Below are 25602 nucleotides of genomic sequence, written 5' to 3'. Positions count from 1 at the left end.
CGGAGCGATTATTGCACCTGGGATACGTTTATCGCAATTCATCGCTGGGCACAAATGTGCAAATATTGTTTGCAGATGTAACAATATATGCATATCCTGTTCGCCTGTGGGCCGGCTTTGGCAAAGATTCGGTGGCGCACATGCGTAAAAAAACCGCCCTTGCGGGCGGTTTCAGGAGCGGCCTGGCGGCAGGCTCGCGCTCGACAGCGGCTCAGATGTGCAGCGCGTGGCCCAGCGCGCGCAGGGCGGCTTCCTGCACGGCTTCGCCCAGGGTCGGGTGGGCGTGGATGGTGCCGGCAATGTCCTCGAGCTGGGCGCCGAGTTCGATCGACTGGGTGAAGCCCGCCGCCAGTTCCGAGACGGCGCCGCCCACGGCCTGCCAGCCGATGATGCGGTGGTCGCTCTTCCTGGCCACGACGCGCACGAAGCCGTCCGTGCTCTCGATGGTCATGGCGCGGCCGTTGGCGCTGAACGGGAAGTTCGCGGTGACGATCCCGATGCCGGCCTTGTCGGCATCCAGCGGCGACATCCCGACCACGACGATCTCGGGGTCGGTGAAGCACACCGCCGGAATCGCCGCCGGGGCGAAGTGGCGGCGCTTGCCGGACACGATCTCGGCCACCATCTCACCCTGCGCCATCGCGCGGTGCGCCAGCATCGGTTCGCCGGCCAGGTCGCCGATCGCCCACACGTTGCGCATCGAGGTGCGGCACTGGTCGTCGACCTTGATGGCGCGCCCGTCCATGTCGAGCATCAGGTTTTCGAGGCCCCAGCCGACCGTGGCCGGCTTGCGGCCAACCGCCACCAGCACGCGGTCTGCTTCCAGCAGCGCTTCCACGCCGGAAGCGTCGCGCACGCGCACCCGTGGCAGGCCGTCCCCGCCACTCTCCGTGTCCAGGCCGAGCACCGAGGTGCCCAGGCGCAGCTCGACGCCCAGGCGCGCCAGGCTCGCCGCCACCGGCTTGACCAGGTCGGGGTCGTAGGCGGGCAGGATGCGGTCCGCCGCTTCGACCACCGTCACCTGCGCGCCCAGCTTGCGGTAGGCGGTGCCCAGCTCCAGGCCGATGTAGCCGGCGCCGACCACCACCAGGCGCTGCGGCACTTCGCCCGGCGACAGCGCTTCGGTGCTCGAGACCACCGGTCCGCCGAAGGGCATGAAGGGCAGCTCGACCGGCACCGAACCGGCCGCCAGCAGCAGGTGCTCGCAGCGGATGCGCACGGTGGCTTCGCTCGCGCCTTCCGGACGCACCTCGACGGTCTTGCCGTCCAGGACCGTGGCCCAGCCGCTCACCAGCTTGACGCCGTTCTTCTTGAGCAGGGCGCCGACGCCGCCGGTGAGCTTCTTGACGATGCCGTCCTTCCAGGCCACCGTGCGTTCCAGGTCGATGCGCGGCTCCGCGCTGGTGATCCCCAGCGGCGAGGTCTCGGCGGCATAGCTGCGCGCCTTGCAGAATTCGTCGGCCGCGTGGATCAGGGCCTTCGAGGGGATGCAGCCGATGTTCAGGCAGGTGCCGCCCGGCGAGGCGCCTTCGACCACGATGGTCGGCACGCCCAGCTGGCCGGCGCGGATGCCGGCCACGTAGCCGCCGGGGCCGCCGCCGATGATGAGCAGTGTCGTATGCAGTGTTTCCATGCTCTTTGCCTTTCTACTCGACGAAGATGGTCGCCGGGGTCTCGAGGTAGCCGCGGATGGTCTGCACGAACTTGGCCGCCACCTGGCCGTCGATGACGCGGTGGTCGAACGAGGACGACAGGTTCATCATCTTGCGCGCCACCATGGCGCCGTCCTTGATGACCGGGCGGTCGACGATGCGGTTGGGGCCGATGATCGCGACCTCGGGACGGTTCAGCACCGGCGTGGTGACGATGCCGCCCAGCGGGCCAAGGCTGGTGATGGTGATGGTGGACCCGCTCAGCTCGTCGCGCGTGGCCTTGCCGGCGCGCGCCGCATCGGCCAGGCGCGCCACCTCGGCGGCCGCGGCCCACGGGTCGAGCGTCTCGGCGTGGTGCACCACCGGCACCATCAGGCCGGCCTCGGTCTGGGCGGCGATGCCCAGGTGGACCGGGTCGTACTGGGTCAGCATGTTGTTGGCGTCGTCGTAGCGCGCGTTCATCATCGGATACTGGCGGATCGCCAGCACCACCGCGCGCATCAGCAGCGGCAGGAAGGTCAGCTTGCCGCGCTCGGCGCCGTAGCGGGCGTTGAGCTGGGCGCGCAGGGCTTCCAGTTCGGTGACGTCGACTTCTTCCACATAGGTGAAGTGCGGGATGTTGCGCTTGGCTTCCTGCATGCGCTCGGCGATCTTGCGGCGCAGGCCGATCACCGGCGTCGCGCGCTCGCCGTCGCGCTTGGCATAGCGGTCGTCGCGGCCGCCCCCTTGCGGCGCGCCGCGGCGGCCCGCCACGTGGGCGTCGAGGTCGGCATGCAGGATGCGACCCGCCGGGCCGCTGCCGTGCACGAACTGCAGCTCGATGCCGAGATCCCAGGCGCGCTGGCGCACCGCCGGCGCGGCCAGCGGTTTCTCGCCTTCGGCGCGCATCGGCGCCGGACCGTTCTGGTAACTGCGCGGCGCCTGCGGCTTCGACGGCGGCGGCGCGACCGGCGCGCCGGCACGCGCCTGCGCCGCCGCAGGGGCCTCGGCCTGCGCCACCGCTTCCAGCTGCGGCTCGGCGACTTCTTCGGCCGGCGCCGTGGCCGCGGCCGACTTCACCGGCTCCTGCTTCGCCTTCTCGCCAGAGAAGTTGCCGGCGCCTGCGACTTCCAGGCGGATCAGCTCCGCGCCCACCGCCAGCGACTGGCCGACGGCGCCGCCCAGGCTGGTGATGGTGCCCGCGACCGGCGAGGGGATCTCGACGGTGGCCTTGTCGGTCATGACGTCGGCCAGCACCTGGTCTTCCTTGACCGTATCGCCCGGCTGCACGTGCCAGGCCACCACCTCGACCTCGGCGATGCCTTCGCCCAGGTCCGGCATCTTGATGACGTGGATACCCATGTTAACGTCCCTCCATCGCACGTTTCAGGGCCGCCGCTACGCGGTCCGGCCCCGGGAAGTAAGCCCATTCCTGCGCATGCGGGTAAGGGGTGTCCCAGCCGGTCACGCGCTCGATCGGCGCCTCCAGCTGGTAGAAGCAGTGTTCCTGCACCAGCGCCGCCAGTTCGGCGCCGAAGCCGCTGGTGCGGGTGGCCTCGTGCACGATCACGCAGCGGCCGGTCTTCTTGACCGAATTCACGATGGTGTCGAGGTCGAGCGGCCAGATGCTGCGCAGGTCGATCACCTCGGCGTCGACGCCGCTCTCGCGCGCCGCCGCTTCCGAGACCCAGACCATGGTGCCGTAGGCCAGCACGGTCACGTCGTTGCCGGGGCGGACCACGTTCGCCTTGTCCAGCTCCACCGTGTAGTGCCCGGTCGGCACGTTGCCGAGCGCATGGCCGGACCAGGGCACCACCGGACGGTCGTGGTGGCCGTCGAACGGGCCGTTATACAAACGCTTGGGCTCCAGGAAGATCACCGGGTCGTCGTTCTCGATCGAGGCGATCAGCAGGCCTTTCGCATCGTAGGGATTGGACGGCATCACGGTGCGCAGGCCGCACACGTGGGTGAAGAAGGCTTCCGGGCTCTGGCTGTGGGTCTGGCCGCCGTAGATGCCGCCGCCGCAAGGCATGCGGATCACCATCGAGGAGGTGAATTCGCCGGCCGAACGGTAGCGCAGGCGCGCCGCTTCCGACACGATCTGGTCGGTCGCCGGATAGAAATAATCGGCGAACTGGATCTCGATGACGGGGCGCAGGCCGTAGGCCGCCATGCCCACCGCGGTGCCGACGATGCCGCCTTCCGAGATCGGCGCGTCGAACACGCGCGACTTGCCGTATTTCGCCTGCAGGCCGTCGGTGACGCGGAACACGCCGCCGAAGAAGCCGACGTCCTGGCCGTACACGACCACGTTCGGGTCGCGTTCCATCATCACGTCCATGGCCGAGCGCAGCGCCTGGATCATGGTCATCGGCATGGTGGCCTGCTTGTCTGCCGATTCCTTGGTTTGGTCGTCACGCGCCATGCTCATACTCCCAGTTCCTGACGCTGGCGGCGCAGGTGCGCCGGCATGTCCTTGTAAACATCCTCGAACATCGTGGCGGCGCTCGGAGCGCGCTCGTCGCCCAGGATGCCGTAGGATTCGGCCTCTTTCTGGGCCGCGAGGATTTCCGCCTCGAGTTCGGCCTGCACCTGCTCGTGCTCCTCGTCCGACCACCAGCCCTGCCTGGTGAGGTACTGGCGCAGGCGCGCGATCGGGTCGCCCAGCGGGAAGTGCGAGAAGTCGTCGGCCGGGCGGTAGCGCGACGGGTCGTCCGAGGTCGAGTGCGGGCCGGCGCGGTAGGTGACCCATTCGATCAGGGTCGGGCCGAGGTTGCTGCGGGCGCGTTCGGCGGCCCAGCGCGAGGCCGACAGCACGGCCAGGAAGTCGTTGCCGTCCACGCGCAGCGAGGCGATCCCGCTGCCGATGCCGCGGGTGGCGAAGGTGACGCTCTCGCCGCCGGCGATGGCCTGGAAGGTCGAGATCGCCCACTGGTTGTTGACCACGTTGAGGATGACCGGCGCGCGGTACACGTGGGCAAAGGTGAGGGCGGTCGAGAAATCGGATTCGGCGGTGGCGCCGTCGCCGATCCAGGCCGAGGCGATCTTGGTGTCGCCCTTGATGGCGGAGGCCATGGCCCAGCCCACGGCTTGCGGGTACTGGGTGGCCAGGTTGCCGGAAATGGTGAAGAAGCCGGCGCGGCGCACCGAATACATCACCGGCAGCTGGCGGCCCTTGAGCGGATCGCGCTCGTTGGACAGCAGCTGGCAGATCATCTCGACCAGCGGCACCTGCTTGGCGAACAGCAGGCTCTGCTGGCGGTAGGTCGGGAAATGCATGTCGCCATCTTCGAGGGCCAGCGCCTGCGCCGTGCCGATGGCTTCCTCGCCGAGCGAGAGCATATAGAAAGACATTTTCTTCTGGCGTTGCGCGATGACCATGCGCGCATCGAAGATGCGGGTCTTCATCATGGTGCGCAGCCCGAAGCGCAGCAGCTCGGGATCGACCTCGGGCGCCCACGGACCCACGGCGTCGCCGTGCTCGTCCAGGACGCGGATCAGGCCGGTCGCGATGTCGCTCGTATCGAGCGGCGCCACGTCGACGGGCGGACGCCGGACGGAACCGGCGGGACTCAATTGCAGGTACGAAAAATCGGTCTTGCAGCCCGGACGGCCGGTAGGCTCCGGTACATGCAGCGACAGAGGCTTACTCTGACTCATAAACGCTTCCCCTTTGTAAGGTGACTTGCGGCAAGCATGATACGGCGAACGGCCGCGCACACGAAGCCCTTGGCGAACTATTTTTATATTGCTATGCAGCATGGCGGGCGGTGCCGGGTGGCTGCCGGCGCTGCCGCGTGCTTATCGGAGGCGGTACAAGGGCGTGTCACGCGCCCGCCGAAGATTGCGGCGCGCGCGCGGCATCTGTAGTATGGAACTGCCGCAGCATGCCCTTCATGCCCGTGCGCAGGGATCCATGAAAAAAACCGCCGTCGTCCTGTTAACGCTCCTGCTGGCGATGGCCGGGATCGGTGGGCCCATCCTGCTCGCCATCGGAGAATCGCAACGGCAGGCTTTCAAGGCCGAAAGCGCGCATGCGCTCGGCTATGCGCGCGACGTCGTGATGCGCGGCGACGAGACCGCCACGCAGGTTGCCGCGGCGGTCAGGCGGCTGGCCCCGCATGAAGGCGCGCCCTGCGCGCCGGCCAGCATCGACCTGATGCGCGAGATCGACCTCGGCTCGACCTATATCCAGGCGGTCGGCTACGTCGCGGGCAACCGGATGCCATGCTCGTCGATCGTCGGCAGCGCGCGCGTCCTCGACCTGGGCCCGCCCACCTATCGCAGCAGGTCGGGCGCCGTGGTACGCATCGATGTGCGCTTTCCCTTCGCCCCCGAGTATGCTTTCCTGGTGGTGCAGTACGGGAACTTCGCCGCCATTTTGCACGCGCAATTGCCGATCGACACCGCCAAGAGCGAGCCCGACGTGTCGCTGGCGGTGGTGCCGCTCGATTTCTCCGCGCCGATCAGTGCCCGCGGCCATATCGACCCGGCCTGGTCGAAGCGCCTCGGGAACGCGCGCGAGGTGGTGTTCGAGGAGGATGGCCACGTGGTGGCCGTGGTGCGCTCGTCCAGCTTCGGGACGGTCGGTATCGCCGCCGTGCCGCTGCACTACCTGCAGGACCGCTCCCTGGACCTGGCGGCGCGGCTGGTGCCGGTGGGCCTGCTGGCCGGCCTGGCGCTGGCCTGCGCGATCCTGTACCTGGCGCGCCAGCAGATGGCCTTGCCCTATGCGGTGCGCGCCGCGCTGCGGCGCAGGGAATTCTTCCTCGAATACCAGCCGGTGGTCGAGCTGCGCAGCGGGCGCTGGATCGGCGTCGAGGCCCTGGTGCGCTGGCGCCGGCCCACTGGCGAGATCGTCATGCCCGAGCTGTTCATTCCCATCGCCGAGCAGGACGAGACCATCGCCAGGCTCACGCACCAGGTGCTGGAGCTGGTCTGCCGCGATACCGGCTTCTATCTCGAGGCCCATCCTGGCTTTCATATCGGCATCAACGTGGCGCCGGCCGACTTCCACTCGCCGGACTTCCTCGACAAGCTCCAGGCCACGCTAGAGCAGATGGGCGCGCACCCTTCCAGCATCATCCTCGAGGTGACCGAGCGCGGCATGCTCGACCCCATGGTCGCGCGCGAGACCTCGGGCGCGCTGCGGCGGCACGGCTTCGCGATCGCCATCGACGACTTCGGCACCGGCTATTCGAGCCTGTCCTACCTGGAAACCCTGGAGCTCGACTTCCTCAAGATCGACCGCAGCTTCATCGAGGCGATCGGCACCGGGGCCCCGACCAGCCAGGTAGTCGGGCACATCATCTCGATGGCGCGCGACCTGGGCCTGCGCATGATCGCGGAAGGGGTGGAGAGCCAGGCCCAGGCGGACTTCCTGCTCCGGCACGGGGTGCAGTACGCCCAGGGCTGGCTGTTCGGGCAGCCGATGCCCTTTGCCGAGGTGGTGCGCCGGATGGAAGAGGCACAGGAACTGGCGGCGCGCGCGGCCGGCTAGGTGTGCGCCGGTGCAGGGCAGGCGGCAGGGCGGCAGCGTGACCGCCTGCCGCCCTGATCGAAGCGCCGCTTCAGTGCACGACCGGCAGCTCGATGTAGCTCTGGTTGGCGGCGTCGTGGTGCACCGCATTGTCGGCGACTACACCGGTCTTCTCGCTTTCGTTCGCTCCGCCCGTGTTGAGGTTGCGCACGAACTTCGGGAAGTTCGACGAAGTGACCTCGACCCGGATGCGGTGCCCGGCGCCGAACTGGATCGCGGTGGCGATCGGGGTCGGGCGGATCGTCACCACTTCACCCGGCGTGAGCGGCGCCGGCTGGTCGAAACCGTTGCGGTAGCGCGCGCGGAAGATGGTGTCGCCGATGATCCAGGCGGTGCCGTCCGGGGCCACGTCGACCAGTTTCACCGCGAAGTCGGTGTCTTTTGCATTCGACGAGACCTTCAGCACCGCATCCACGAAGCCGGCCACGCTCACCGGCTTGGGCAGCGGATCGCTGGTGTAGACCAGCACGTCGCTGCGCACTTCGACCGGACGCTGGTCGAACGCGCCCGGCACCACGATGCCGCCGTTGCAGCAGTCGCCGCCGCCGATGGTCTGCACCGGATTCATCGGATCGTAGCGGTAGCGGTCGGCGGCTTCGCCGGCGCCCGGCGCCTCGGTGCTCAGGCGGCCGTCGCCGTACAGCGAATTGGCCTTGCCGGCCGAGCGCAGGTACAGGCGCATCGGCTTGGCCTTCTCCGGCGGCCAGGTGCCGGCGTTCTGCCAGCGGTTGGCGCCCATCTCGAAGTAGCGCACGTGCGGGGTAGAGGCCGGGAATGCCTTGGCGTCGCCCTTCAGCCAGCGGTCGAACCAGCCGTAGATGGCGCCGTCGACGTCGAAGCTGGCGTCGCCCATGGCGCGCTCGCCCACGGTCATGTTCGGACCCAGCCGGGAGAAGGCGCAGTGCACGTTCGGCGCCACCACGGCGTACTGGTTGGCGCTGGCTCCCTTGTCGGTGCCGGCCGCGCGCGCATGGTTGAACAGTTCCAGGTTGGGGCCGATCGACACGTCGTACCAGCTGTTGAACCACAGCGCGGGAACGCCCCAGCCCATGCCTTCGTGGTACAGGCCGCCCTGGCGCCAGGCCGGGTCGGCCGGCGTGCGCTTGATGAGCTGCTCGAAGGTGCCGGCCGGCTCGCCCAGCGAGGACAGCAGCTGGTCGACCGGCAGCTGCTTGATCTGCTTGTTCCAGTCGACCTTCGGCTTGGCCGGGTCGAGGTCGTTGTAGGCTTCGACGCGGGCGCGCAGCTTGTCGTCGGCGATCGCCGGCAGCTGGGCGCGCAGCGGATTGTCGACCCCGTACAGCCACACGAAGAACAGGTTGCGCGGCACGCCGCCGGTGTACCAGTTGCCCTGTTCCTGGAAGCGGCCGACCTTGCCGATGCCGGCGCCGGACGCCATCGGCACCATCGCCGCGTGCGCCGGGTGGTTCAGCCCGGCCAGGGCCAGCTGCCATTCGGCCGAGGACGAGCAGCCCAGGGTGCCGACCTTGCCGTTCGACCAGGCTTGCTCGGCGATCCAGCTCAGGGTGTCGTAGCCGTCGGTCTGCGGATTACCCAGGATTTCCCATTTGCCTTCGGAAAAATAGCGCCCGCGCTCGTTCTGGACGATGAAGACGTAGCCGCGCTTGACCGATTCGAGCGCGTAGCGCTGGGTCGATCCCTTGAGCTTGCCCTCGTTGTACGGGGTCTTCCAGAGGATGACCGGCAGCTTGCCGCTCGCGTTCTTCGGCATGTAGATGTCGGTCGACAGCTTGACGCCGTCGCGCATCGGCACCATCACGCTCAGCCGCGACGTGGCGATCTGGCCGAGTTCCTTGTCCAGGGCTTCCTGGCTGTACTTGGCATAGTCCTGGGCCGCGACGACGCGCGCGGCATCGACGGCGAACATGGAAACGGCGACGGAAACTGCGGTGAGGCTGGCGACAATCTTTTTCAAGCTGGCTCCTTGGGCTTCATGGTGGACGGCGGCTGTGTGCGTTGGAGTAATACTTTATCAACAGCGGGACTGTTGAGCTAGCGCAAGACGCTAATTTGCGGCAGCGGGCATGAAACGGACTGCCGCTGTCGCTTTATGGCGTCTTTACGGCCGGCGGCACGGCAGGCGCGGCCTCGTCCACATGGCGCTGGCGCAGCCAGTAGCCGAACGCCAGCAGGGCCAGCCAGGCCGGAATCAGCCATACCGACAGGCGCAGCCCCGGGGTCAGGTACATGACCACCACGATGCCGAGCAGGAAGGCCAGGCACAGGTAATTGGTGAAGGGGTGCAAGGGGCTCGGGAACGCGGTCGCCTGGCAGGCCGCCTGTTTGGCGCGGCGGAAGCGCAGGTGGCTCCAGCACACCATGCCCCAATTGATCACCAGCGCCGCCACGGCCAGGCCCATCAGCATGCCGAAGGCTTTCTCGGGCAGGAAGTAGTTGATGCAGATGCAGATCGCGGTGGCGATCGCCGAGACGCCCAGGGCCGCCAGCGGCACGCCGCGCTTGCTCAGGGCGAGCAGGGCGCGCGGGGCGTTGCCCTGTTCGGCCAGGCCGAACAGCATGCGGCTGTTGGCGTAGACGCAGCCGTTGTACACCGACAGCGCGGCGGTCAGCACCACCAGGTTCAGCACATTGGCCACGACATTGCTGTCGAGGGCCGCGAAGATCAGCACGAAGGGACTGCCGCCGAGGACCACTTTCTGCCATGGATACAGCATCAGGAGCACCGCCAGCGCGCCGACGTAGAAGATGGCGATGCGCCAGATGGCCTGGTTGATGGCGCGCGGGATGGTGCGGCCCGGGTTGTCGGCTTCGGCGGCGGTGATGCCGATCATCTCCAGGCCGCCGAAGGAAAACATGATCACGGCCATCGACAGCGCCAGGCCGGCGAAGCCGTTCGGGAAGAAGCCGCCGTGCCGCCACAGGTTGGCGACCCCGGCCTGCGGCCCGGCGGTGTCGCTCAGCAGCAGGTAGCAGCCGAACACGATCATGCCGACCACCGCCGCCACCTTGATGATCGCGAACCAGAATTCGAGCTCGCCGAACGCCTTCACGTTGAGCAGGCTGAGCAGGTTGACGAGGACGAAGAAGCCGAGCGCCGAGACCCAGGTCGGGATCTCCGGGAACCAGTACTGGACGTACAGGCCAAGCGCCGAGAGCTCGGCCATGCTGACGAGGATGTACATCACCCAGTAGTTCCAGCCAGAGATGAAGCCGGTCATCGGGCCGCAGTATTTGCTGGCGAAATAGCCGAAGGAACCAGCGACCGGTTCGTCGACGATCATCTCGCCGAGCTGGCGCATGATCAGGAAGGCGACCAGGCCGGCGATCGCGTAGCCAAGCAGGGCGGACGGGCCGGCCTGCTGGATGGTCTGGGCCACGCCCAGGAACAGGCCGGTGCCGATGGCGCCACCGAGGGCGATCAGTTGGATGTGGCGGTTCTTTAAGCCACGTTTGAGTTCATGCTTCGCGTCGTCCATCGTCGGCCTTAAGGAGGATTGCTAGAGTTGCCTTAAAGCCAGCGATTCTACTGCAAGCAAGCCCACCGTGGGCGGCCGGCAGGGGAAAGCCTGCCGGCCGCCGCCGGTGCGCCGCCGCAATGCTTCAGAAACGGCGGTAAGTGCGGCGGCCGAGCGGGTAGCGCTGGGCCGTCTTGCCGCCGAATTTCTTCCAGAGCAGGCCTGCAATGGCCATCATGATCATCTTGCGCATGCTGTCCTCCATTCGCGAGTAGGGTGGGGCTGGCCGCGCGGCGCGCAGCCTCATGGCTACCATAGCAAAAACCCGGCCGCAGGGGCGCAGCGGTGTCAGCCGGGCATCACCAGGTAGGCCAGCGCACCGACCACGGAGGCGCCCAGCATCTTCAACAGGAAGCCCGCCATGCGCGCCAGCGCCTCCAGCCGGGCGCCCTGTCGGCGGCTGCGCAGAAGGTAGAACGGAATCGCGAACGGCGCCATGCCGACCACGGCCGTATTCATCCAGCGCGTGCGGCGGTATGCGCGCGCCTCGCTGTCGAGCCGGTACCAGTAATAGGGCAGGAAGTTCATCAGGAAGCCTGACAGCAGCGCCCACCAGGCCGGCATGCGTACGTGGGCGGCGGCATACAGGGCCTGGCTCAGGCCGCAGGCGAACATGAGCGCCAGCAGCGCCCACAGGATATTCTTGGGTGTCATGGGGGTGGAACCTGGAACGAGGCGGCGAGGATACCATCGGGCCGGGGCGCGAAAATTCAACAAATCTCACCATCGCGCCGAAATATGCATATGTTCCGGGGCGGCCCCGGGTCAGGACGCTTCGCCCTTGCGCCGCCCGCGCCTCGGCAGCGTGAACACGTCCGCCACCAGGGTGCTGTCGCCGATCTGGCGGCTGGGCGAGGCGGAATCGTGCACCACCAGCAGCGATGCGGCGCCGTCCTTGCCGGTGGCGAACAATGCGATGCCCTCCGGATGGTCGACCCCGCGGCCGAAGGGCAGCTCCAGCACCCGTTCGAGGGCGCCGGCCGCCAGCACCGTGTCCTTGCCCGGCTGGGCCGCGCCGCGCCAGCGCAGCAGTTGCACCGGCCCGTCCAGGTCCATGGTCGGGCCGGCCAGCACCAGCACGTCCTTGCCCTGCACGCACAGGTCGCGGATGCCGAGCCCCCGCAGGTCGAGGAAGTGCTTGCGGTACAGGCGCCCGTCCTGGTCCAGCGGCGCCAGGCGCAGCCGGCCCGGCGCGTCGTCGTCGACCAGGGCGATTTCGACCACCACCGCCCAGCCGCGCAGGACCGGGCCGCGCAGGCCGAGCAGCAGGTGCTTGCCGGCCACCGCCAGGCCCTCGATGTCGAAACCGTTGTCCTTGCCGGGGATGGCCAGGAAGGGCCCCAGGTGCTCGTCCTGGCGCAGCAGCGCCGTCAGTTCGTTGCCGTGGCAGTCGCCGCGCAGCATGGCGGCCGTGCGCCGCTTGTCCTTGACGACCGCTTCCTTCTCCAGGGTGTAGCCGTCGCCATCCGGCACCACCGGGATGCGGCCCAGCAGGTAGCGGTTGCCGTCGGCGCTGACGCTGGCCAGGCGCTTGTGCGCCTTCTTGATCCCGTCGCCGTCCTTCGGCTGCTTGCGGCGCAGGCTGTGCGAACCGGCCAGCCACAGGTACTTGCCGTCGCAGGCCAGGCCCTCGATGTCGGCTTCGTTGATGTCGTCGGGCGATTCGCCGTGCGGCGGCAGCGGCAGGTCGAAGTAGTCGTGCAGGGCGTACTGGCGGTGCCCGCGGGTGAAGCTGCTTTTTCCGGTACTGTCCTCGTCGCACACGGTCAGGCGCTCGATGCTCACCGATTCGTCGTTGGCGAGCCAGAGCGAGCTGCCCATGCGCAGCGCCACCGACAGGCCGTCACGCAATTCCTTGCCGTAGCAAAGCTCGTCGCGCTCGGGGTGGAATTCGAGGAGGACGATGTTGGACGGATGCATGCGGGGTTCCCGGCGGCGCGCGATATTGCCGGGAAAAGATAGCATGGGCCCGCCAAGGCCGGCGCTCGGCAGTGGGGTTCAGCCCGGCGCCGGCTTGCACCGCGGCGCTGCCGCCGGGCGCGCGCCGCGCGTCACCAGCACGACCCCGCCGCACACCAGCACCAGCGCCGCCAGGTTGTTCCAGCGCAGGATGTCCTCGTCCAGCCAGAGGGCCGACAGGATGGCGCCGAACAGGGGCACCAGGAAGGCGAACATGCTGACCAGGCCGACCGGGTTGTGCTTGAGGAGCAGGCTCCACAGCGTGAAGGCGACCGCCGACAACAGGGCCAGGTAGGCCAGCAGCAGGCTTGAGGCCAGCTCGAGCCGGCCCAGGCTGCCGCCGGCGCCGTGGCCCGCCGCGAGCAGCACCAGTCCGCCGATGGCCAGCTGCCAGGCCGTCATCGCCATCGCGTCCATCTGTTGCGAAACCCGCTTGCCGTAGATCGCCGCGGCCGACAGCACGAATGCCGCGAGCACGATGAAGCCTTCGCCCTGCAGGCTGGCGCCGGCGCCCAGCAATCCGGCGTCGGCGTTCACGGCCAGCACCCCGGCCAGTCCGAGCAGGCAAGCGAACCCCTTGCGCGCCGACAGGCGGTCGTCGCGGTAGAGGAAGTGCGCCAGCAGGACACTGAAGAAGGTGGTCGTGGCGTTCAGGATCGAGGCGCGCACGCCGGTGGTATGCGCCAGGCCGATGTAGAAGAACACGTATTGCAGGCTGGTCTGGAACAGGCCGAGCAGCATCACCTGGCGCAACTGGGCCGCCGGCGGGACGGTGAGCCGGCGTTGCAGCAGCCATGCGGCGGCGGCCACCGCGAGTCCGGCAAGCAGGAAGCGGTAGCCGGCGTACACCAGCTTGGAGGGAATGTCTTGCTGGGTAATGCCCAGCAAGGCGTAGCCGGTCTTGATCGCCGGGTAGGAGCTGCCCCAGAGCAGGCAGCACAGCGTGGCCAGTGCGACCACCACCATGGGCTGGGAAAAGAATGCGGTCTCGTGCCCAGCAGGGCGGCCCTTCGGTGCTGCGGAAATCATGCGGTAATCTTCCTGTGAATGTCTTGAGCCGAAAAGGAGGCGGTCGCCAACTCATCAGACATCCTACAACACAAGCGCAGTTCTTGCCGGGGATGCAGCCGGGAGCGCGGGCGCGACGCCGGCCTCCTCCGGGTAAGGCGGACTAATCCAGGTACGGTGCGACATTGGCGGCGATGCGCCGCAGCTCCGCTTCCGTCAGGGGCAGGGCCCGGAAAGCGGCCCGGGCCGCGCGCGGCTGCATGTTGCCGGGCGTGGCCGCGTCGGAGCCGTACAGGATCCTGTCGACGCCGACCATGCGGATGCGCTCGACCATCTCGCGCGCCGCGGCCTGCGCGTCTGCCCCCACGGCTGGGGGAATCAGAGGACGGTGACCACGATGCGGCGGCGGTGCGGGGCGCTGCGGTGCTCGTACAGGTAGATGCCCTGCCAGGTGCCGAGCAGCAGGCGGCCGCCGCCGACCGGCACGCCCAGGCCGGAGCCGGTGAGCATGTTGCGCACGTGGGCCGCCATGTCGTCCGGTCCCTCGGCGTCGTGGCGGTAGGCCGGGTCGGCGTCCGGCGCCAGCCGGCGCAGCACGGTTTCGAGGTCGCGCCGCACGTCCGGATCGGCATTCTCGGTGATCAGGAGCGAGCAGCTGGTGTGCTGCACGAACACGTGCGCCAGGCCGCACTGCAGTCCGGATGCGCGCACCACCTCGGCCACCGCGTCGGTGATGTCGCGGGTGCCGCGGCCGGATGTGGCGATGTCGAGGATGGCCTGGTGCGCCATGGGTGCTCCTGTCGGTGGGCTTGCGGAAAGCTTGGCAGAATCAGGCGGCAGGGCTGTCCGTGCCGGACAGGGTGGCGAGGATGTCCTCGAGCGGCGCCGGGCGCGAGAACAGGAAGCCCTGCATGCAGGGGCCGCCCGGGGCGCTGAGGTACTTCGCCTGTTCGATGGTTTCGATGCCTTCGGCCACCACGCGGATACCGAGATGCTCGGCCATCGCCAGGATCGACTGTACGATCGCGGTGCCGTTGACGTCGTTCGGGGTATCGCGGATGAAGCTCTTGTCGATCTTCAGCTCGTACAGCGGCATCTTGCGCAGGTAGGCCAGGTTCGAGTAGCCGGTGCCGAAGTCGTCCACCGAGAAGCGGATGCCGAGCTGCGTGAGTTCGTGCATGCGGGCGATGGTCTGGTCCAGGTCCTCCATCAGCAAGCCTTCGGTGACTTCGAAGATCAGCTGCGCGCCGGGGACGCCGCTGTCGCGCAGCACGGCGCGCACCTGGTCGACGAAGTCGGGCTGGCGGAACTGCACCGGGCTGACGTTGACCGACAGCGGCAGCGCATGGCCGGCCTGCTGCAGTCGCAGCCAGGCCTCGCAGGCCTGGCGCAGCGCCCAGTTCCCGAGCGGCACGATGAGGCCGGTCGATTCGGCGATCGGGATGAAGACTTCGGGCGGCACCAGGATGCCGTCGGAGCGCCGCCAGCGCATCAGGAGCTCGGCGCCGATCGGGCGCTGGTCCTGGCCGACCTGCAGCTGCAGGTGCATGGCCAGCTCGCGATTGTCGAGGGCGACGGCGAGGTCGCGCTCGAGCGTGAGCTTCTGCTCGGCCTCGGCCAGCATGGTGCACTCGAACAGGGCCACGCCGTTGCGGCCGGCCGCCTTGGCCTGGTACATCGCCACGTCGGCCTCGCGCAGCAGGTCGTGGCCGCTCAGGCCCGGGCGCAGCGGCAGGGCCACGCCGATGCTGCCGGTCGAGCGGTACAGCTGGTCGTCGATCACGACCTCTGCGCCGAGGGTGGCGAGCACCTTGTGCGCGACCTTGACGGCGGCGTCGGTGGCGGCCGGGACGTCGTCGCCGAGGTCCTGCAGCAGGATCACGAACTCGTCGCCGCCCAGGCGCGCCACGGTGTCGCGCGCGCGCACCACCGACACCAGGCGCTCGCCGACGCTGCGCAGCAGCGCGTCGCCGGTGGCGTGGCCGCGCGCGTCGTTGACGGTCTTGAAGTTGTCGAGGTCGATGAACAGCACGGCGCCCAGCGGGCCGCCCGCGTTGCGCGCGGCCACCAGGGTGTCCAGGCGCTCGGTGAGCAGGCGCCGGTTGGGCAGGCCGGTGAGCACGTCGTAGAAGGCCAGGTGATGGATCGCCCGCGCCGAGTTGCGGCGCTCGGTGATGTCGCGGCCCACCACCACCCAGTGGGTGTGGCGCCCGCCCTCGCTGGCGAAGGGCACCATTTCCATTTCGACCCAGTAGGGATCGCCGCCCTTGGTGTAGTTCAGCAGTTCGGACTTGACCGGCTCGTTGCGCGCGACCGCCCACAGGATGCGCGCCACTTCGTCGGGATCGGTCTCGGGCCCGTGCAGCACGCGCATGCTTTGCCCGATGATCTCGTCGCGCCGGTAGCCGGTGCGGCGCTCGAAGGCCTCGTTGGCGAAGATGATCGGCTGGTGCGCGCCGGGCGCGTCCACCGCGCGCGCGATCAGCACCATGTCGTTCAGGCGCGCGACCGCGGCCGAGGTCAGGCGCAGCTCGGCGTTCAGCTCGTGCAGCCGGGCCTGCTTGTGCTCGAGGGATGCGGCAAAGCCCTGCATCTCGCCCAGGGTCTGCGACAGTCCCTTGACCAGGGTGCCGCAGGTGATGGTGATGGCGGCGCCCACGCACAGGTAGTTGAGCGTCACCACCAGCGAGGACAGCACCCCGTGGTCGAGGCCCTCGACGAACAGCTGGGTATAGCCGCCGAGCCCGAGGGCCAGGATGGTGGCGCCGCTCAGCAGCAGGGCGGCGATCGCCTGGCGGGTGCCGAGGAACACCACCGCCAGCACCGGCGGGGCCATCAGGTAGATCTGGCTGACCGCGCCGACGCCGAGCATCAGGCCGACGCCCACGAGGTACAGCACCGCCAGGAAGTTCAGCACCCGCACCGCGTAGGGCAGGCGCTTGAGGCGCCAGATCGCGAAGATCCAGGCCAGCGCCAGCACGTCCATCGCGGCGATCGGCCACATGCCGTCGGCCAGCGCCATCAGGGTACTGGGAATCGCGGCGACCACCCCGGCCAGCAGGACAATCGACATCAGCTTTGAAAAGATCCGGGCGCGCCACCGCGCGAGGTCGTAGAACTGTTTCATGCAGCGCGCTCGGTGCGCTTAACAAACTTATTAAAACGCACTAAAAATTGTAAAGGAGCAAAATTGTACCGGAATGTAGCGGGGGCGTCATGCGGGCGATTCGACGCCGGACACTAATCGCACCCGGGCCGCCGGCGCTCACACGCCATGCGCCAGACCGAGCTTGCGGTTGGCCGGTACGGCGATGTCCATCAGCTTGGGTCGCGGCAGGTCGAGGGCCGCCATCAGGGCCACGAAGTCGGCGCGCGAGCGGCCGGCCAAGCGCGCGTTGTGGCGCTTTTCCCAGCCGATGGTGGAAACCGACTGGCCCTTGTAGTCGTGGCCCGGCCAGACCCGGGTGGCCTCGTCCAGCGCGAACAGCTTGCGGGTGACGCTGTCGTACAGTGCGGAGGCAGAGCCGCCCTGGAAGTCGGTGCGGCCGCAGCCGTCCACCAGCAGGGTGTCGCCGCTGAACAGGTTGCCGCGCCACAGGTAGCACATGCTGCCGGCGGTGTGGCCGGGGGTGTGGATGACGGCGATGTGCTCGCGCAGGCCGAAGGCGATCACGTCGCCGTCCTGCAGCTGCACTTCGGCTGGCGGGATGCCGCAGCCGCTGGGCACGCAGGCGCGCGCGCCGGTGAGGGCGCGCAGCTTGCCGGCCGAGGTGACGTGGTCGGCGTGGGCGTGGGTTTCCAGCACGTGGGTGAGGGTCAATCCGAGGCGTTCGATGTGGGCCAGGTCGCGCTGCCAGTGGCGATCGACCGGATCGATGATCACGGCGTCGCGGCTGTCCGGCGCGGACAGGATGTAGGTGTAGGTCGAGGATTCGGCGTCGAACAGCTGGATCGGGTTGACTTGCATGGGCTCTCCTGTGTGCGGCGCATGTTGTACCACAGCTTGGGCGCGGGTGGAAGCACGGGCAAGCGCGGCCACCCTCAGGGCGCCAGCGCCGCCAGCTTTTCGCGCAGCGTCGCTTCCGACAGCTCGCCCACGTGGCGCGAGCGCAGCACCCCGCGGGCATCGTAGAACAGCGTGGTCGGGAAGCCAGGCGAACCCGTGCGCGCGCCCAGCTGCCCGGCCGCGTCGAGCACCACGTTGTCCATGCGCAGGCCCTGGGACGCCAGGAAGGACGCGACCTGCGCCGCCGACTCGCCCTGGTTCACGAACACGAAGCCCAGGTCGGGCCGGCTGGCCTGTACCGCCGCCAGGGCCGGCATCTCGCGCCGGCAGGGCGGGCACCAGGTGGCCCACAGGTTGACCACCAGCGGCTTGCCCTGGAAGGCGCGCAGCGGCACCTCGCGGCCGTCCAGCTGACGTACCTGGAGGTCGGGCAGGGGCGCCTGGGGCGGGGCGAAGACCTGCAGCGCCAGGGTGCCGCCCAGCCAGATGGCGATGCCGGCCAGGCTGGCGGCCAGCAGCGGGCGGCGCAGGGCGGCGTGGCGGCGGGTCAGCTCGGCGCCGATCACGCAGGCCACCAGCAGGCCGGCGCCGGCGTCGAAGCCGCCGTCGCGGAAGTCGAGGGCGCTCCAGGGACGTTGGGAGAACAGGTCGTGGTGGCGCAGCACGAATACCGCGCGCGCGGCCACGAAGCCGGCCAGGATCATCTTCCACAGCACCTTACTGGCGTCGGCGCCGCGCCGGCGCCGGAACCAGTCGGCCAGCATGCTGGCGGCCAGCACGGCGCCGAGCACCAGCAGCACCCGGGTGGGCAGGATCAGTGGACCGAGTGAGACGACATCCATCGCGCGTTTCCCCTTGTTGAGATGGGGCGACGATACCTCAACAGAGTTAACAGAAGATTAATGCGGCGCTTCCGTGCGGCCCCTCAGTCGCGCTCGGGTTCCGGCTCGACCGGCTGGTAGCGCGAGACCAGGATGCGGTCGATGCGGTTGCCGTCCATGTCCATGACTTCGAAGCGGAAGCCTTCCCATTCGACGGTGTCGGAGGGCTTGGGAATGAAGCCCAGCTGGTACAGCAGGAAGCCGGCCAGCGTGTGGTAGGCGCCTTCGTCCTCGCCGGGGAAGTCGAGGACGCTCTCGAGCAGGTCGCGGAAGCGGTCGAGCGAGACGCCGCCGTCCAGCAGCCAGCTGCCGTCGGCGCGCTGCACGGCGTCGGCGTCGTGCTCCTCGCCGGCCACGGTGACGTCGCCCACCAGCGCGCTCATCACGTCGCTCAGCGTGACCAGGCCCTGGATGTCGCCATACTCGTCGACGATCAGGGCCAGTTCGGCGCGGTTCTTCTTGAACATCTCGAGCAGGGCCATGGCGCTCACGGTCTCGGGGACGTACAGCAGTTCCTGCACCGCGCTGTCGAGGTCGATGGCCTCGACGGAGCCGATCCGCACGGCCTGGGCGAACAGGTCGCGCGCCATCACGTAGCCCAGGATGTGCGAGCGGTCGCCGCGGCACACCGGATAGCGGCTGTAGGGATTGGCCGCGATGGTCTCCAGGTTGCGGGCGCGGTCTTCCTCGAGGTCGAGGATGACCAGGTCGACGCGCGGCGTCATGAGCGACTTGAGGTGCTGGTCGTCCAGCCGCAGCGCGCGCTGCACGATGTCGTATTCGGTCTTCTCGAAGACGCCGGTGTCGGCGCCTTCCTTGATCATGCCGGCGATGTCTTCCTCGGTGGGCGCTTCTTCCTTGGCCGCGCGGATGCCGATCACGCGCACGATCGCGTTGGTGGCCAGCGAGAGGAGCTTGACGAAGGGCGCCATGATCACCGACAGCAGCCGCAGCGGCTGCGAGATCAGGGTGGCCACCGCTTCCGGGAAGGCCATGGCGATGCGCTTGGGCACCAGCTCGCCGAAGATGATCGAGGCGATGGTGATCGAGATGACGACCACGCCGAGCGCGACCTCGCGCGCATACGGCCCGATGATCGCCCGGTTTTCGAGTTCGGGCGTGAGCTGGCTGACCAGCGAGGCTTCGCCGAACGCACCATTGAAAATGCCGATCAGGGTGATCCCGACCTGCACGGTCGACAGGAAGTGGCTGGGGTCGTCGGCCAGCCGGAGCGCGGCGCGCGCCCCGCGGCTGCCTTCTTCCGCACGCCGCTCCAGGCGCATGCGCTTGGCCGAGACCAGTGCCAACTCGCTCATGGCGAACACTCCGTTCATCAGGATGAGGAAGGAGATGATCAATATGTCGGTCAACACTGGCGCGGGGCCTCCGTCGGACGAACCGGGCCGCGACCGGGCGCGCCTGGAATAGCGCACGCGCCATCATCGCATGCCGGGATGAGTTTGCGCCACACGAATTGTCAACTTGGCATGTTCAGCCCCGGCCCGGGACAGCCGGGCGCTCAGGGCGCCGGGCGGAAATGCTTGCCGATCCCGGCCCAGCACTGCTGGTAGTCGGCCTGCAGCCGGGGCGAGGCCAGTGCCTGCGCGGTCGGGACCAGCACGTTGCGGGTTTCGAACATGAAAGCCATGGTGTCGGCCACCTTGTGCGGCTGGGCGGTGTCGGCGCTGCTGGCCTTGTCGAAGGTGGCGGCGTCCGGGCCGTGTCCGCTCATGCAGTTGTGCAGGCTGGCGCCGCCCGGCACGAAGCCTTCGGCCTTGGCGTCGTAGGCGCCATGGATCAGGCCCATGAATTCGCTGGCCACGTTGCGGTGGAACCAGGGCGGGCGGAAGGTGTCTTCGCCCACCAGCCAGCGCGGCGGGAAGATCACGAAGTCCAGGGTATCCACGCCCGGGGTGTCGCTGGGCGCCTGCAGCACCAGGAAGATCGACGGGTCCGGATGGTCGTAGCTGATCGAGCCGATGGTATTGAAGTGGCGCAGGTCGTATTTGCAGGGGGCGTAGTTGCCGTGCCAGGCCACCACGTCGAGCGGCGAATGCCCGATGTCGGCGCGCCACATCCCGCCGCAGAACTTGGTCACCAGTTCGAACTTGCCTTCCAGGTCCTCATAGCGCGCGGCGGGAGTGAGGAAGTCGCGCGGATTGGCCAGGCCGTTGGAGCCGATCGGGCCCATGTCGGGCAGGCGCAGCAGGGCGCCGTAGTTCTCGCAGATGTAGCCGCGCGCCGCGCCGTCCGGCAGGCTGACCTGGAAGCGCACGCCGCGCGGAATCACCGCGATTTCCTGCGGTTCGAGCTCGATCAGGCCCATTTCGGTGGCGATCGCCAGCCGGCCCTGTTGCGGCACCAGCAGCAGTTCGCCGTCCGCATTGTAGAAGTAGCGGCCGTCCATGTCCTTGTTGGCGGCGTACAGGTGGATCGCGCAGCCGTTCATCGCATCCGGCGAGCCGTTGCCGGCCATGGTCACCCAGCCGTCGATGAAATCGGTCGGCGCGTCGGGGATCGGCAGCGGACTCCAGCGCAGCTGGTCGGGCGGGGCCGGGGTATCGAAGCGCGACACGATGCGGCCGGCGTCGAGCCGGGTGAAGCTGCCGTGCACCGCGGCCGGACGGATGCGGTACAGCCAGGAGCGGCGGTTGTGGCTGCGCGGCGCGGTGAAGGCGGTGCCGGAAATCTGCTCGGCATACAGGCCGTAGGCCACGCGCTGCGGCGAATTGCGGTGCACGGGCAGGGCGCCGGGCAGGGCTTCGGTGGCGAACTCGTTGCCGAAGCCGCTCATGTAGGCGCTGCTGCCGGGGTTCTGGCTCATGGGATTCTCCTGGGTGGTCGGATGCGAATGGAATCGCCGCCACTGTAGAAGAAAACATCATGTTTTACGAGATGAATAGAAAAATGTAGACTATTCACCATCTAAATATTACTGGCCGTGTGCGGACGCCGCGCCCACAATGCGGCCCAGGCAGAACGCCCATGATCGAACCGCACGCCATCGACCTGAATTTGCTGTCGGTGTTCCAGGAAGTCTACCGGGAACGCCAGATTTCCTCGGCCGCCAAGCGGCTGGGCCTGAGCCAGTCGGCGGTGAGCAACGCGCTGGCGCGTTTGCGCCGCGCCTTCGGCGACGAGCTGTTCGTGCGCACCGCCGCCGGCATGCAGCCGACGCCGCTGGCGACGCAGATGGCCGAGCCGATCGGCGTGGCGATGGCCCAGGTGGCGCTGGCGCTGAACCAGCGCAGCCGCTTCGACCCGGCCACCAGCAGCAGGCGCTTCGTGCTGGCGATGACGGACGTGGGCGAGATTTATTTCATGCCGGCGCTGATCGAGCGCTGCCGGGTGCTGGCGCCGCTGGTCGAGATCAGCTCGGTGCGCGCCGGCGCGCTGGCCCTGAAAGAGGAGATGGAAGGCGGGCGGGTCGACCTGGCGGTGGGGCCCTTCGAGGACATCTCGGAAGCGCTGTACCAGCGCCAGTTGTTCCGCCAGCCCTACGTGACGATGATGCGCAAGGGGCACCCGCTGGCCAAGGGCGAGCCCAGCCTGGAGCGCTTCGTGAAGGCCGAGCACCTGCTGGTCGATGCGAGCGAAAGCCCGTACGACCGCATCAACGCGCTGCTGGCGCGTGCCGGCGTCGGGCCTTCGGTGCGCTTCCGGGTGCCGCACTTCACGGCGGTGCCGTACATGGTGGCGAGCTCCGACCTGGTGGTGACGGTGCCGCAGAAACTGGCCGAGCGGGCGGCGCTGCCCTTCGGCCTGGAATGGATCGTGCCGCCGTTGGAACTGCCGGCGCTGCAGACCAACGTGTTCTGGCACCGGCGCTACAACCAGGATCCGGGCAACCAGTGGCTGCGCGGGCTGCTGGCGGAAGTATTTGCGGAATAGTTTGCAGAATAAGCCGAGATTGAACGACCGTGGAGACGGTCGCTGACCAACGAGATCTGGAAGGAAGTGAAAAATGGCAGACCTGTTTGAGAATCCCATGGGCCTGATGGGCTTCGAGTTCGTCGAGTTCGCGTCGCCGACGCCGGGCGTGCTGGAGCCGGTGTTCGAAGCGCTCGGCTTCACCAAGGTGGCGGTGCACCGCTCCAAGCAGGTGAGCCTGTACCGCCAGGGCGGCATCAACTTCATCATCAACAACGAGCCGAAGAGCTACGCCGCCTATTTCGCCGCCGAGCACGGCCCGTCGGCCTGCGGCATGGCCTTCCGCGTGAAAGATGCGCACAAGGCCTATGCACGCGCGCTGGAACTGGGCGCGCAGGCGGTCGAGATCCCGACCGGCCCGATGGAACTGCGCCTGCCGGCCATCAAGGGCATCGGCGGCGCGCCGCTGTACCTGATCGACCGCTTCGAAGACGGCAAGTCGATCTATGACATCGACTTCGAATTCATCGAGGGCGTGGCGCGCCACCCTGCCGGCCACGGCCTGTCGATCATCGACCACCTGACCCACAACGTCTACCGCGGCCGCATGAGCTTCTGGGCCAATTTCTACGAGAAGCTGTTCAACTTCCGCGAGATCCGCTACTTCGACATCAAGGGCGAGTACACCGGCCTGACCTCGAAGGCCTTGACGGCCCCGGACGGCATGATCCGCATTCCGCTGAACGAAGAAGGCAAGCAGGGCGGCGGCCAGATCGAGGAATTCCTGATGCAGTTCAACGGCGAAGGCATCCAGCACATCGCGCTGCTGACCGACGACCTGATCAAGACCGTGGACGCCCTGCGTGCCGCCGGCGTGCCCTTGATGACGGCGCCGCCCGCGACCTATTACGAGATGCTGGACGAGCGCGTGCCCGGCCACGGCGAGAACGTCGACGAGCTGAAGAAGCGCGGCCTGCTGCTGGACGGCGCCGTGGTCGATGGCCGCCCGCGCCTGCTGCTGCAGATCTTCTCGGAAACCCAGCTGGGACCGGTGTTCTTCGAATTCATCCAGCGCAAGGGCGACGACGGCTTCGGCGAAGGCAACTTCAAGGCCCTGTTCGAGTCGATCGAGCGCGACCAGCTGCGCCGCGGGGCGATTGCCGGGGTGACCGCGGAGGCGTAAGCCGGCGCCTGATCGCGTCAGACCTCGCACTGGATCCCGGCGCAGGCCGGGACCCAGCTTATCTGCATGCCGCCCGCCGTTTTGCTATCCTGAGCGCTTTACCCTCAAGCGCCTCATGCTCGCCGCCTTCACCATCCTGCTGCTGTTCCAATGCCTCGGCGAAGGCATCGTCTTCCTGCTCAAGCTCCCCATTCCCGGCCCGGTTGCCGGCATGCTGCTCCTGATGGCCGCCTTGCTGGCCTGGCCGCGCCTGCAGCAGCTGGTCGAGGAGGCCGCCAACACCCTCCTGTCGCATTTGTCGCTGCTGTTCGTGCCGGCCGGGGTCGGCATCGTTGCCACCGCCGCCAGCGGCAGCGGCCACTGGCTGGCGATCCTGGCCGCGCTGGTCGCCAGCACCGTGCTGGCGCTGGCCGTGACGGGGCTGCTGCTGCGCGGCCTGGGCAGGAAGGACGGCGATGCCTGATTTCAGTCAAATCGGCCACCTCGGCCAACTCGGCAGCTTCGGCCAGTTCTGGGTCTACCTGTCCGCCTCGCCGCTGCTGGGCCTGACGATGACCCTGTGCGCCTACCTGCTGGCCCAGCGCATCACGCGCCTGTTCAAGGGCGCGCCGCTGGCCAATCCGGTGGCGATCGCGATCGCCCTGGTCGCACTGCTGCTGTGGGTTTCGGGCATGTCCTACCAGCGTTACTTTGCCGGCGCCCAGTTCGTCCATTTCCTGCTCGGCCCCGCCACGGTGGCGCTGGCGCTGCCGCTGGTGCGCCAGTTGCCGCGCCTGCGCCGCGCCTTCGTGCCGCTGGCCTTCGCCCTGGTGCTCGGCTCGGTGACGGCGATCGTCTCCAGCGTCGGCGTCGCGCTGCTGCTGGGCGCCTCGCCGGAACTGGCCGCCACCCTGGGTCCGAAATCGGCGACCTCGCCGATCGCCATGGCGGTGTCGGAGCGCCTGGGCGGGATTCCGGCCCTGACCGCCGCCCTGGTGATCGGCACCGGCATCTTCGGCGCCGTGGTCGGCCCCTGGCTGTTCGACCGCCTGCGCATCGCCTCGCCGGCGGCGCGCGGCTTTGCCCTCGGCCTGGCCGCGCACGGGATCGGCACCGCACGCGCCTTCCAGTCGGGCGCGGAAATGGGCGCCTTCGCCGGGCTGGCGATGGGCCTGAACGGCGCGCTCACGGCGCTGCTCGCGCCCTGGCTGGTGCCGGTCGTGATGGGCTGGCTCCGCTGAAAAGGCATTCCCGCGGGGACGGTCGCGGGACGCTCGATCCCGCCCACCCCTTGTTTCGCCGCTAAGGGCGGCAGGACGCCGGCCGCAGGGCTGCGGCCGGCCGGATCCGAACCGGACTCAGGCCGGATTCGACTTCCAGGTCTTCTTCGGACCGAAGGCCTTGACGGCGAACAGTGCACTGGCCAGGCCGACCACCAGGGCAGCGCCGCTGCCGCCGAAGCCGACGGCGTGTTCCTTGGCCAGCTTGCCGACTTTCGGACCCACCAGTTCCATGCGCCGGCGCGTCATCCGGGCGCCCAGTTCCGACAGCATTTCACGGCTCAGCTTGGATTCTGCGTGCGGCAGCAGGGTGGTTTCCTCGTCCGCCACGTGGTGCATCACGTCGCGCATCAGTTCCATCACCAGCTTGTCGTGGCGCGGGTCGGAACCGCTGGTGCGGCGCAGCTCGGCGATCAGGCGGCGCATTTCCATGTGCTCCGGCTCGGCCTTGTGCATGAAGGGCTCGCCCGCATCGCGCTCGCGCATCACCGGATAGAAGATTTCTTCCTCGAGCGTGGCGTGGATCTCGAGCGCGTCGCAGATGGTGTCGGCCAGCGCCTTCTTGACGCGCGGCGGCTTGTCCTTCTCGTACTGGTGGAAGGTCACCATCACGTGCGAGTGGTCGAAGCGGATCATGTTGGTAATCGTCGGGCTCAGCTTATTCAGGTTAAACATCGTTACCCCCTTTGTGGTCATCTATTCAATATGGTAGTGCGGCGCCGCTCGTCTTTACTGTAGGAGTACGCGCCGCGCCCTTGTCGGTACCGGC

Annotated in this window: 22 protein-coding genes; 5 read left to right on the top strand and 17 right to left on the bottom strand. The window is 68.3% G+C overall.

Annotation, left to right across the window (positions count from 1 at the left end):
- Positions 1-211 precede the first annotated feature (211 nt).
- Genes lpdA through AB3347_RS10260 form a run of 4 tightly spaced genes read right to left on the bottom strand, consistent with a single transcriptional unit; the run spans position 212 to position 5291 of the window.
- Positions 212-1633: a dihydrolipoyl dehydrogenase gene (gene lpdA, locus AB3347_RS10275; protein ID WP_369091695.1), complete on the bottom strand. Its 1422-nt coding sequence runs from the start codon at positions 1631-1633 to the stop codon at positions 212-214.
- A 13-nt stretch (positions 1634-1646) separates the two neighbouring features.
- Positions 1647-2993 (bottom strand): dihydrolipoamide acetyltransferase family protein, encoded by a 1347-nt coding sequence (locus AB3347_RS10270; protein WP_369091694.1) that lies wholly within the window; start codon positions 2991-2993, stop codon positions 1647-1649.
- Position 2994: 1 nt separating this feature from the next.
- Complete coding sequence (locus tag AB3347_RS10265) at positions 2995-4056, bottom strand: alpha-ketoacid dehydrogenase subunit beta (RefSeq protein ID WP_369091920.1); 1062 nt, start codon at positions 4054-4056, stop codon at positions 2995-2997.
- Positions 4057-4058: 2 nt separating this feature from the next.
- Positions 4059-5291 (bottom strand): 3-methyl-2-oxobutanoate dehydrogenase (2-methylpropanoyl-transferring) subunit alpha, encoded by a 1233-nt coding sequence (locus AB3347_RS10260; protein WP_369091693.1) that lies wholly within the window; start codon positions 5289-5291, stop codon positions 4059-4061.
- Between the two features lie 256 nt (positions 5292-5547).
- On the opposite strand from AB3347_RS10260, the gene AB3347_RS10255 reads away from it, so the two are divergent.
- Positions 5548-7131 carry an EAL domain-containing protein gene (locus AB3347_RS10255; protein WP_369091692.1) on the top strand — a complete coding sequence of 528 codons (1584 nt, stop codon included), beginning with the start codon at positions 5548-5550 and terminating at the stop codon, positions 7129-7131.
- Between the two features lie 70 nt (positions 7132-7201).
- Here the strand turns inward: AB3347_RS10255 and AB3347_RS10250 are convergent, their stop codons facing one another.
- The 12 genes from AB3347_RS10250 to hmgA all read right to left on the bottom strand — a co-directional run bounded on the left by AB3347_RS10250 (position 7202) and on the right by hmgA (position 21345).
- Positions 7202-9106 (bottom strand): CocE/NonD family hydrolase, encoded by a 1905-nt coding sequence (locus AB3347_RS10250; protein ID WP_369091691.1) that lies wholly within the window; start codon positions 9104-9106, stop codon positions 7202-7204.
- Between the two features lie 133 nt (positions 9107-9239).
- A complete protein-coding gene (locus AB3347_RS10245) occupies positions 9240-10628 on the bottom strand; it encodes an amino acid permease (RefSeq protein WP_369091690.1) in 1389 nt (462 codons plus the stop codon).
- A gap of 327 nt (positions 10629-10955) precedes the next feature.
- The gene (locus tag AB3347_RS10240; RefSeq protein WP_369091689.1) at positions 10956-11321 is read right to left on the bottom strand and encodes a hypothetical protein; all 366 of its coding nucleotides are present in this window, start codon (positions 11319-11321) and stop codon (positions 10956-10958) included.
- A 111-nt stretch (positions 11322-11432) separates the two neighbouring features.
- Positions 11433-12587 (bottom strand): DUF3616 domain-containing protein, encoded by a 1155-nt coding sequence (locus AB3347_RS10235; protein ID WP_369091688.1) that lies wholly within the window; start codon positions 12585-12587, stop codon positions 11433-11435.
- A gap of 78 nt (positions 12588-12665) precedes the next feature.
- A complete protein-coding gene (locus tag AB3347_RS10230; protein WP_369091687.1) occupies positions 12666-13655 on the bottom strand; it encodes a DMT family transporter in 990 nt (329 codons plus the stop codon).
- Between the two features lie 142 nt (positions 13656-13797).
- A complete protein-coding gene (locus AB3347_RS10225; RefSeq protein ID WP_369091686.1) occupies positions 13798-14001 on the bottom strand; it encodes a hypothetical protein in 204 nt (67 codons plus the stop codon).
- 11 nt (positions 14002-14012) lie between these two features.
- Positions 14013-14423: a secondary thiamine-phosphate synthase enzyme YjbQ gene (locus AB3347_RS10220; RefSeq protein WP_369091685.1), complete on the bottom strand. Its 411-nt coding sequence runs from the start codon at positions 14421-14423 to the stop codon at positions 14013-14015.
- Between the two features lie 40 nt (positions 14424-14463).
- Positions 14464-16761: a putative bifunctional diguanylate cyclase/phosphodiesterase gene (locus AB3347_RS10215; RefSeq protein ID WP_369091684.1), complete on the bottom strand. Its 2298-nt coding sequence runs from the start codon at positions 16759-16761 to the stop codon at positions 14464-14466.
- A gap of 138 nt (positions 16762-16899) precedes the next feature.
- Positions 16900-17601 (bottom strand): MBL fold metallo-hydrolase, encoded by a 702-nt coding sequence (locus AB3347_RS10210; protein ID WP_369091683.1) that lies wholly within the window; start codon positions 17599-17601, stop codon positions 16900-16902.
- A gap of 74 nt (positions 17602-17675) precedes the next feature.
- Positions 17676-18482: a redoxin family protein gene (locus AB3347_RS10205; RefSeq protein WP_369091682.1), complete on the bottom strand. Its 807-nt coding sequence runs from the start codon at positions 18480-18482 to the stop codon at positions 17676-17678.
- 83 nt (positions 18483-18565) lie between these two features.
- The gene (locus AB3347_RS10200) at positions 18566-19894 is read right to left on the bottom strand and encodes a hemolysin family protein (RefSeq protein WP_369091681.1); all 1329 of its coding nucleotides are present in this window, start codon (positions 19892-19894) and stop codon (positions 18566-18568) included.
- A gap of 146 nt (positions 19895-20040) precedes the next feature.
- Complete coding sequence (hmgA, locus tag AB3347_RS10195; RefSeq protein ID WP_369091680.1) at positions 20041-21345, bottom strand: homogentisate 1,2-dioxygenase; 1305 nt, start codon at positions 21343-21345, stop codon at positions 20041-20043.
- A 161-nt stretch (positions 21346-21506) separates the two neighbouring features.
- Here hmgA and AB3347_RS10190 point away from each other — a divergent pair, with 161 nt between their 5' ends.
- The 4 genes from AB3347_RS10190 (at position 21507) to AB3347_RS10175 (ending at position 24794) form a co-directional block, all read left to right on the top strand.
- Positions 21507-22412, top strand: coding sequence for a LysR family transcriptional regulator (locus AB3347_RS10190; protein ID WP_369091679.1), 906 nt, complete (start codon positions 21507-21509; stop codon positions 22410-22412).
- Between the two features lie 73 nt (positions 22413-22485).
- On the top strand, positions 22486-23574 hold the full coding sequence (hppD, locus tag AB3347_RS10185; RefSeq protein WP_369091678.1) for a 4-hydroxyphenylpyruvate dioxygenase: 1089 nt from the start codon (positions 22486-22488) through the stop codon (positions 23572-23574).
- 115 nt (positions 23575-23689) lie between these two features.
- The gene (locus AB3347_RS10180) at positions 23690-24037 is read left to right on the top strand and encodes a CidA/LrgA family protein (protein ID WP_369091677.1); all 348 of its coding nucleotides are present in this window, start codon (positions 23690-23692) and stop codon (positions 24035-24037) included.
- On the top strand, positions 24030-24794 hold the full coding sequence (locus AB3347_RS10175) for an LrgB family protein (RefSeq protein WP_369091676.1): 765 nt from the start codon (positions 24030-24032) through the stop codon (positions 24792-24794). Before AB3347_RS10180 ends, AB3347_RS10175 begins: the two co-directional genes overlap by 8 nt.
- A 117-nt stretch (positions 24795-24911) precedes the next feature.
- Here the strand turns inward: AB3347_RS10175 and AB3347_RS10170 are convergent, their stop codons facing one another.
- Positions 24912-25508 (bottom strand): hemerythrin domain-containing protein, encoded by a 597-nt coding sequence (locus AB3347_RS10170; RefSeq protein ID WP_369091675.1) that lies wholly within the window; start codon positions 25506-25508, stop codon positions 24912-24914.
- Between the last annotated feature and the right edge of the window lie 94 nt (positions 25509-25602).

The organism is Massilia sp. X63, assembly GCF_041023745.1.
Taxonomy (GTDB): domain Bacteria; phylum Pseudomonadota; class Gammaproteobacteria; order Burkholderiales; family Burkholderiaceae_D; genus Telluria.
This window is presented reverse-complemented; position numbering and strand designations above follow the sequence as displayed.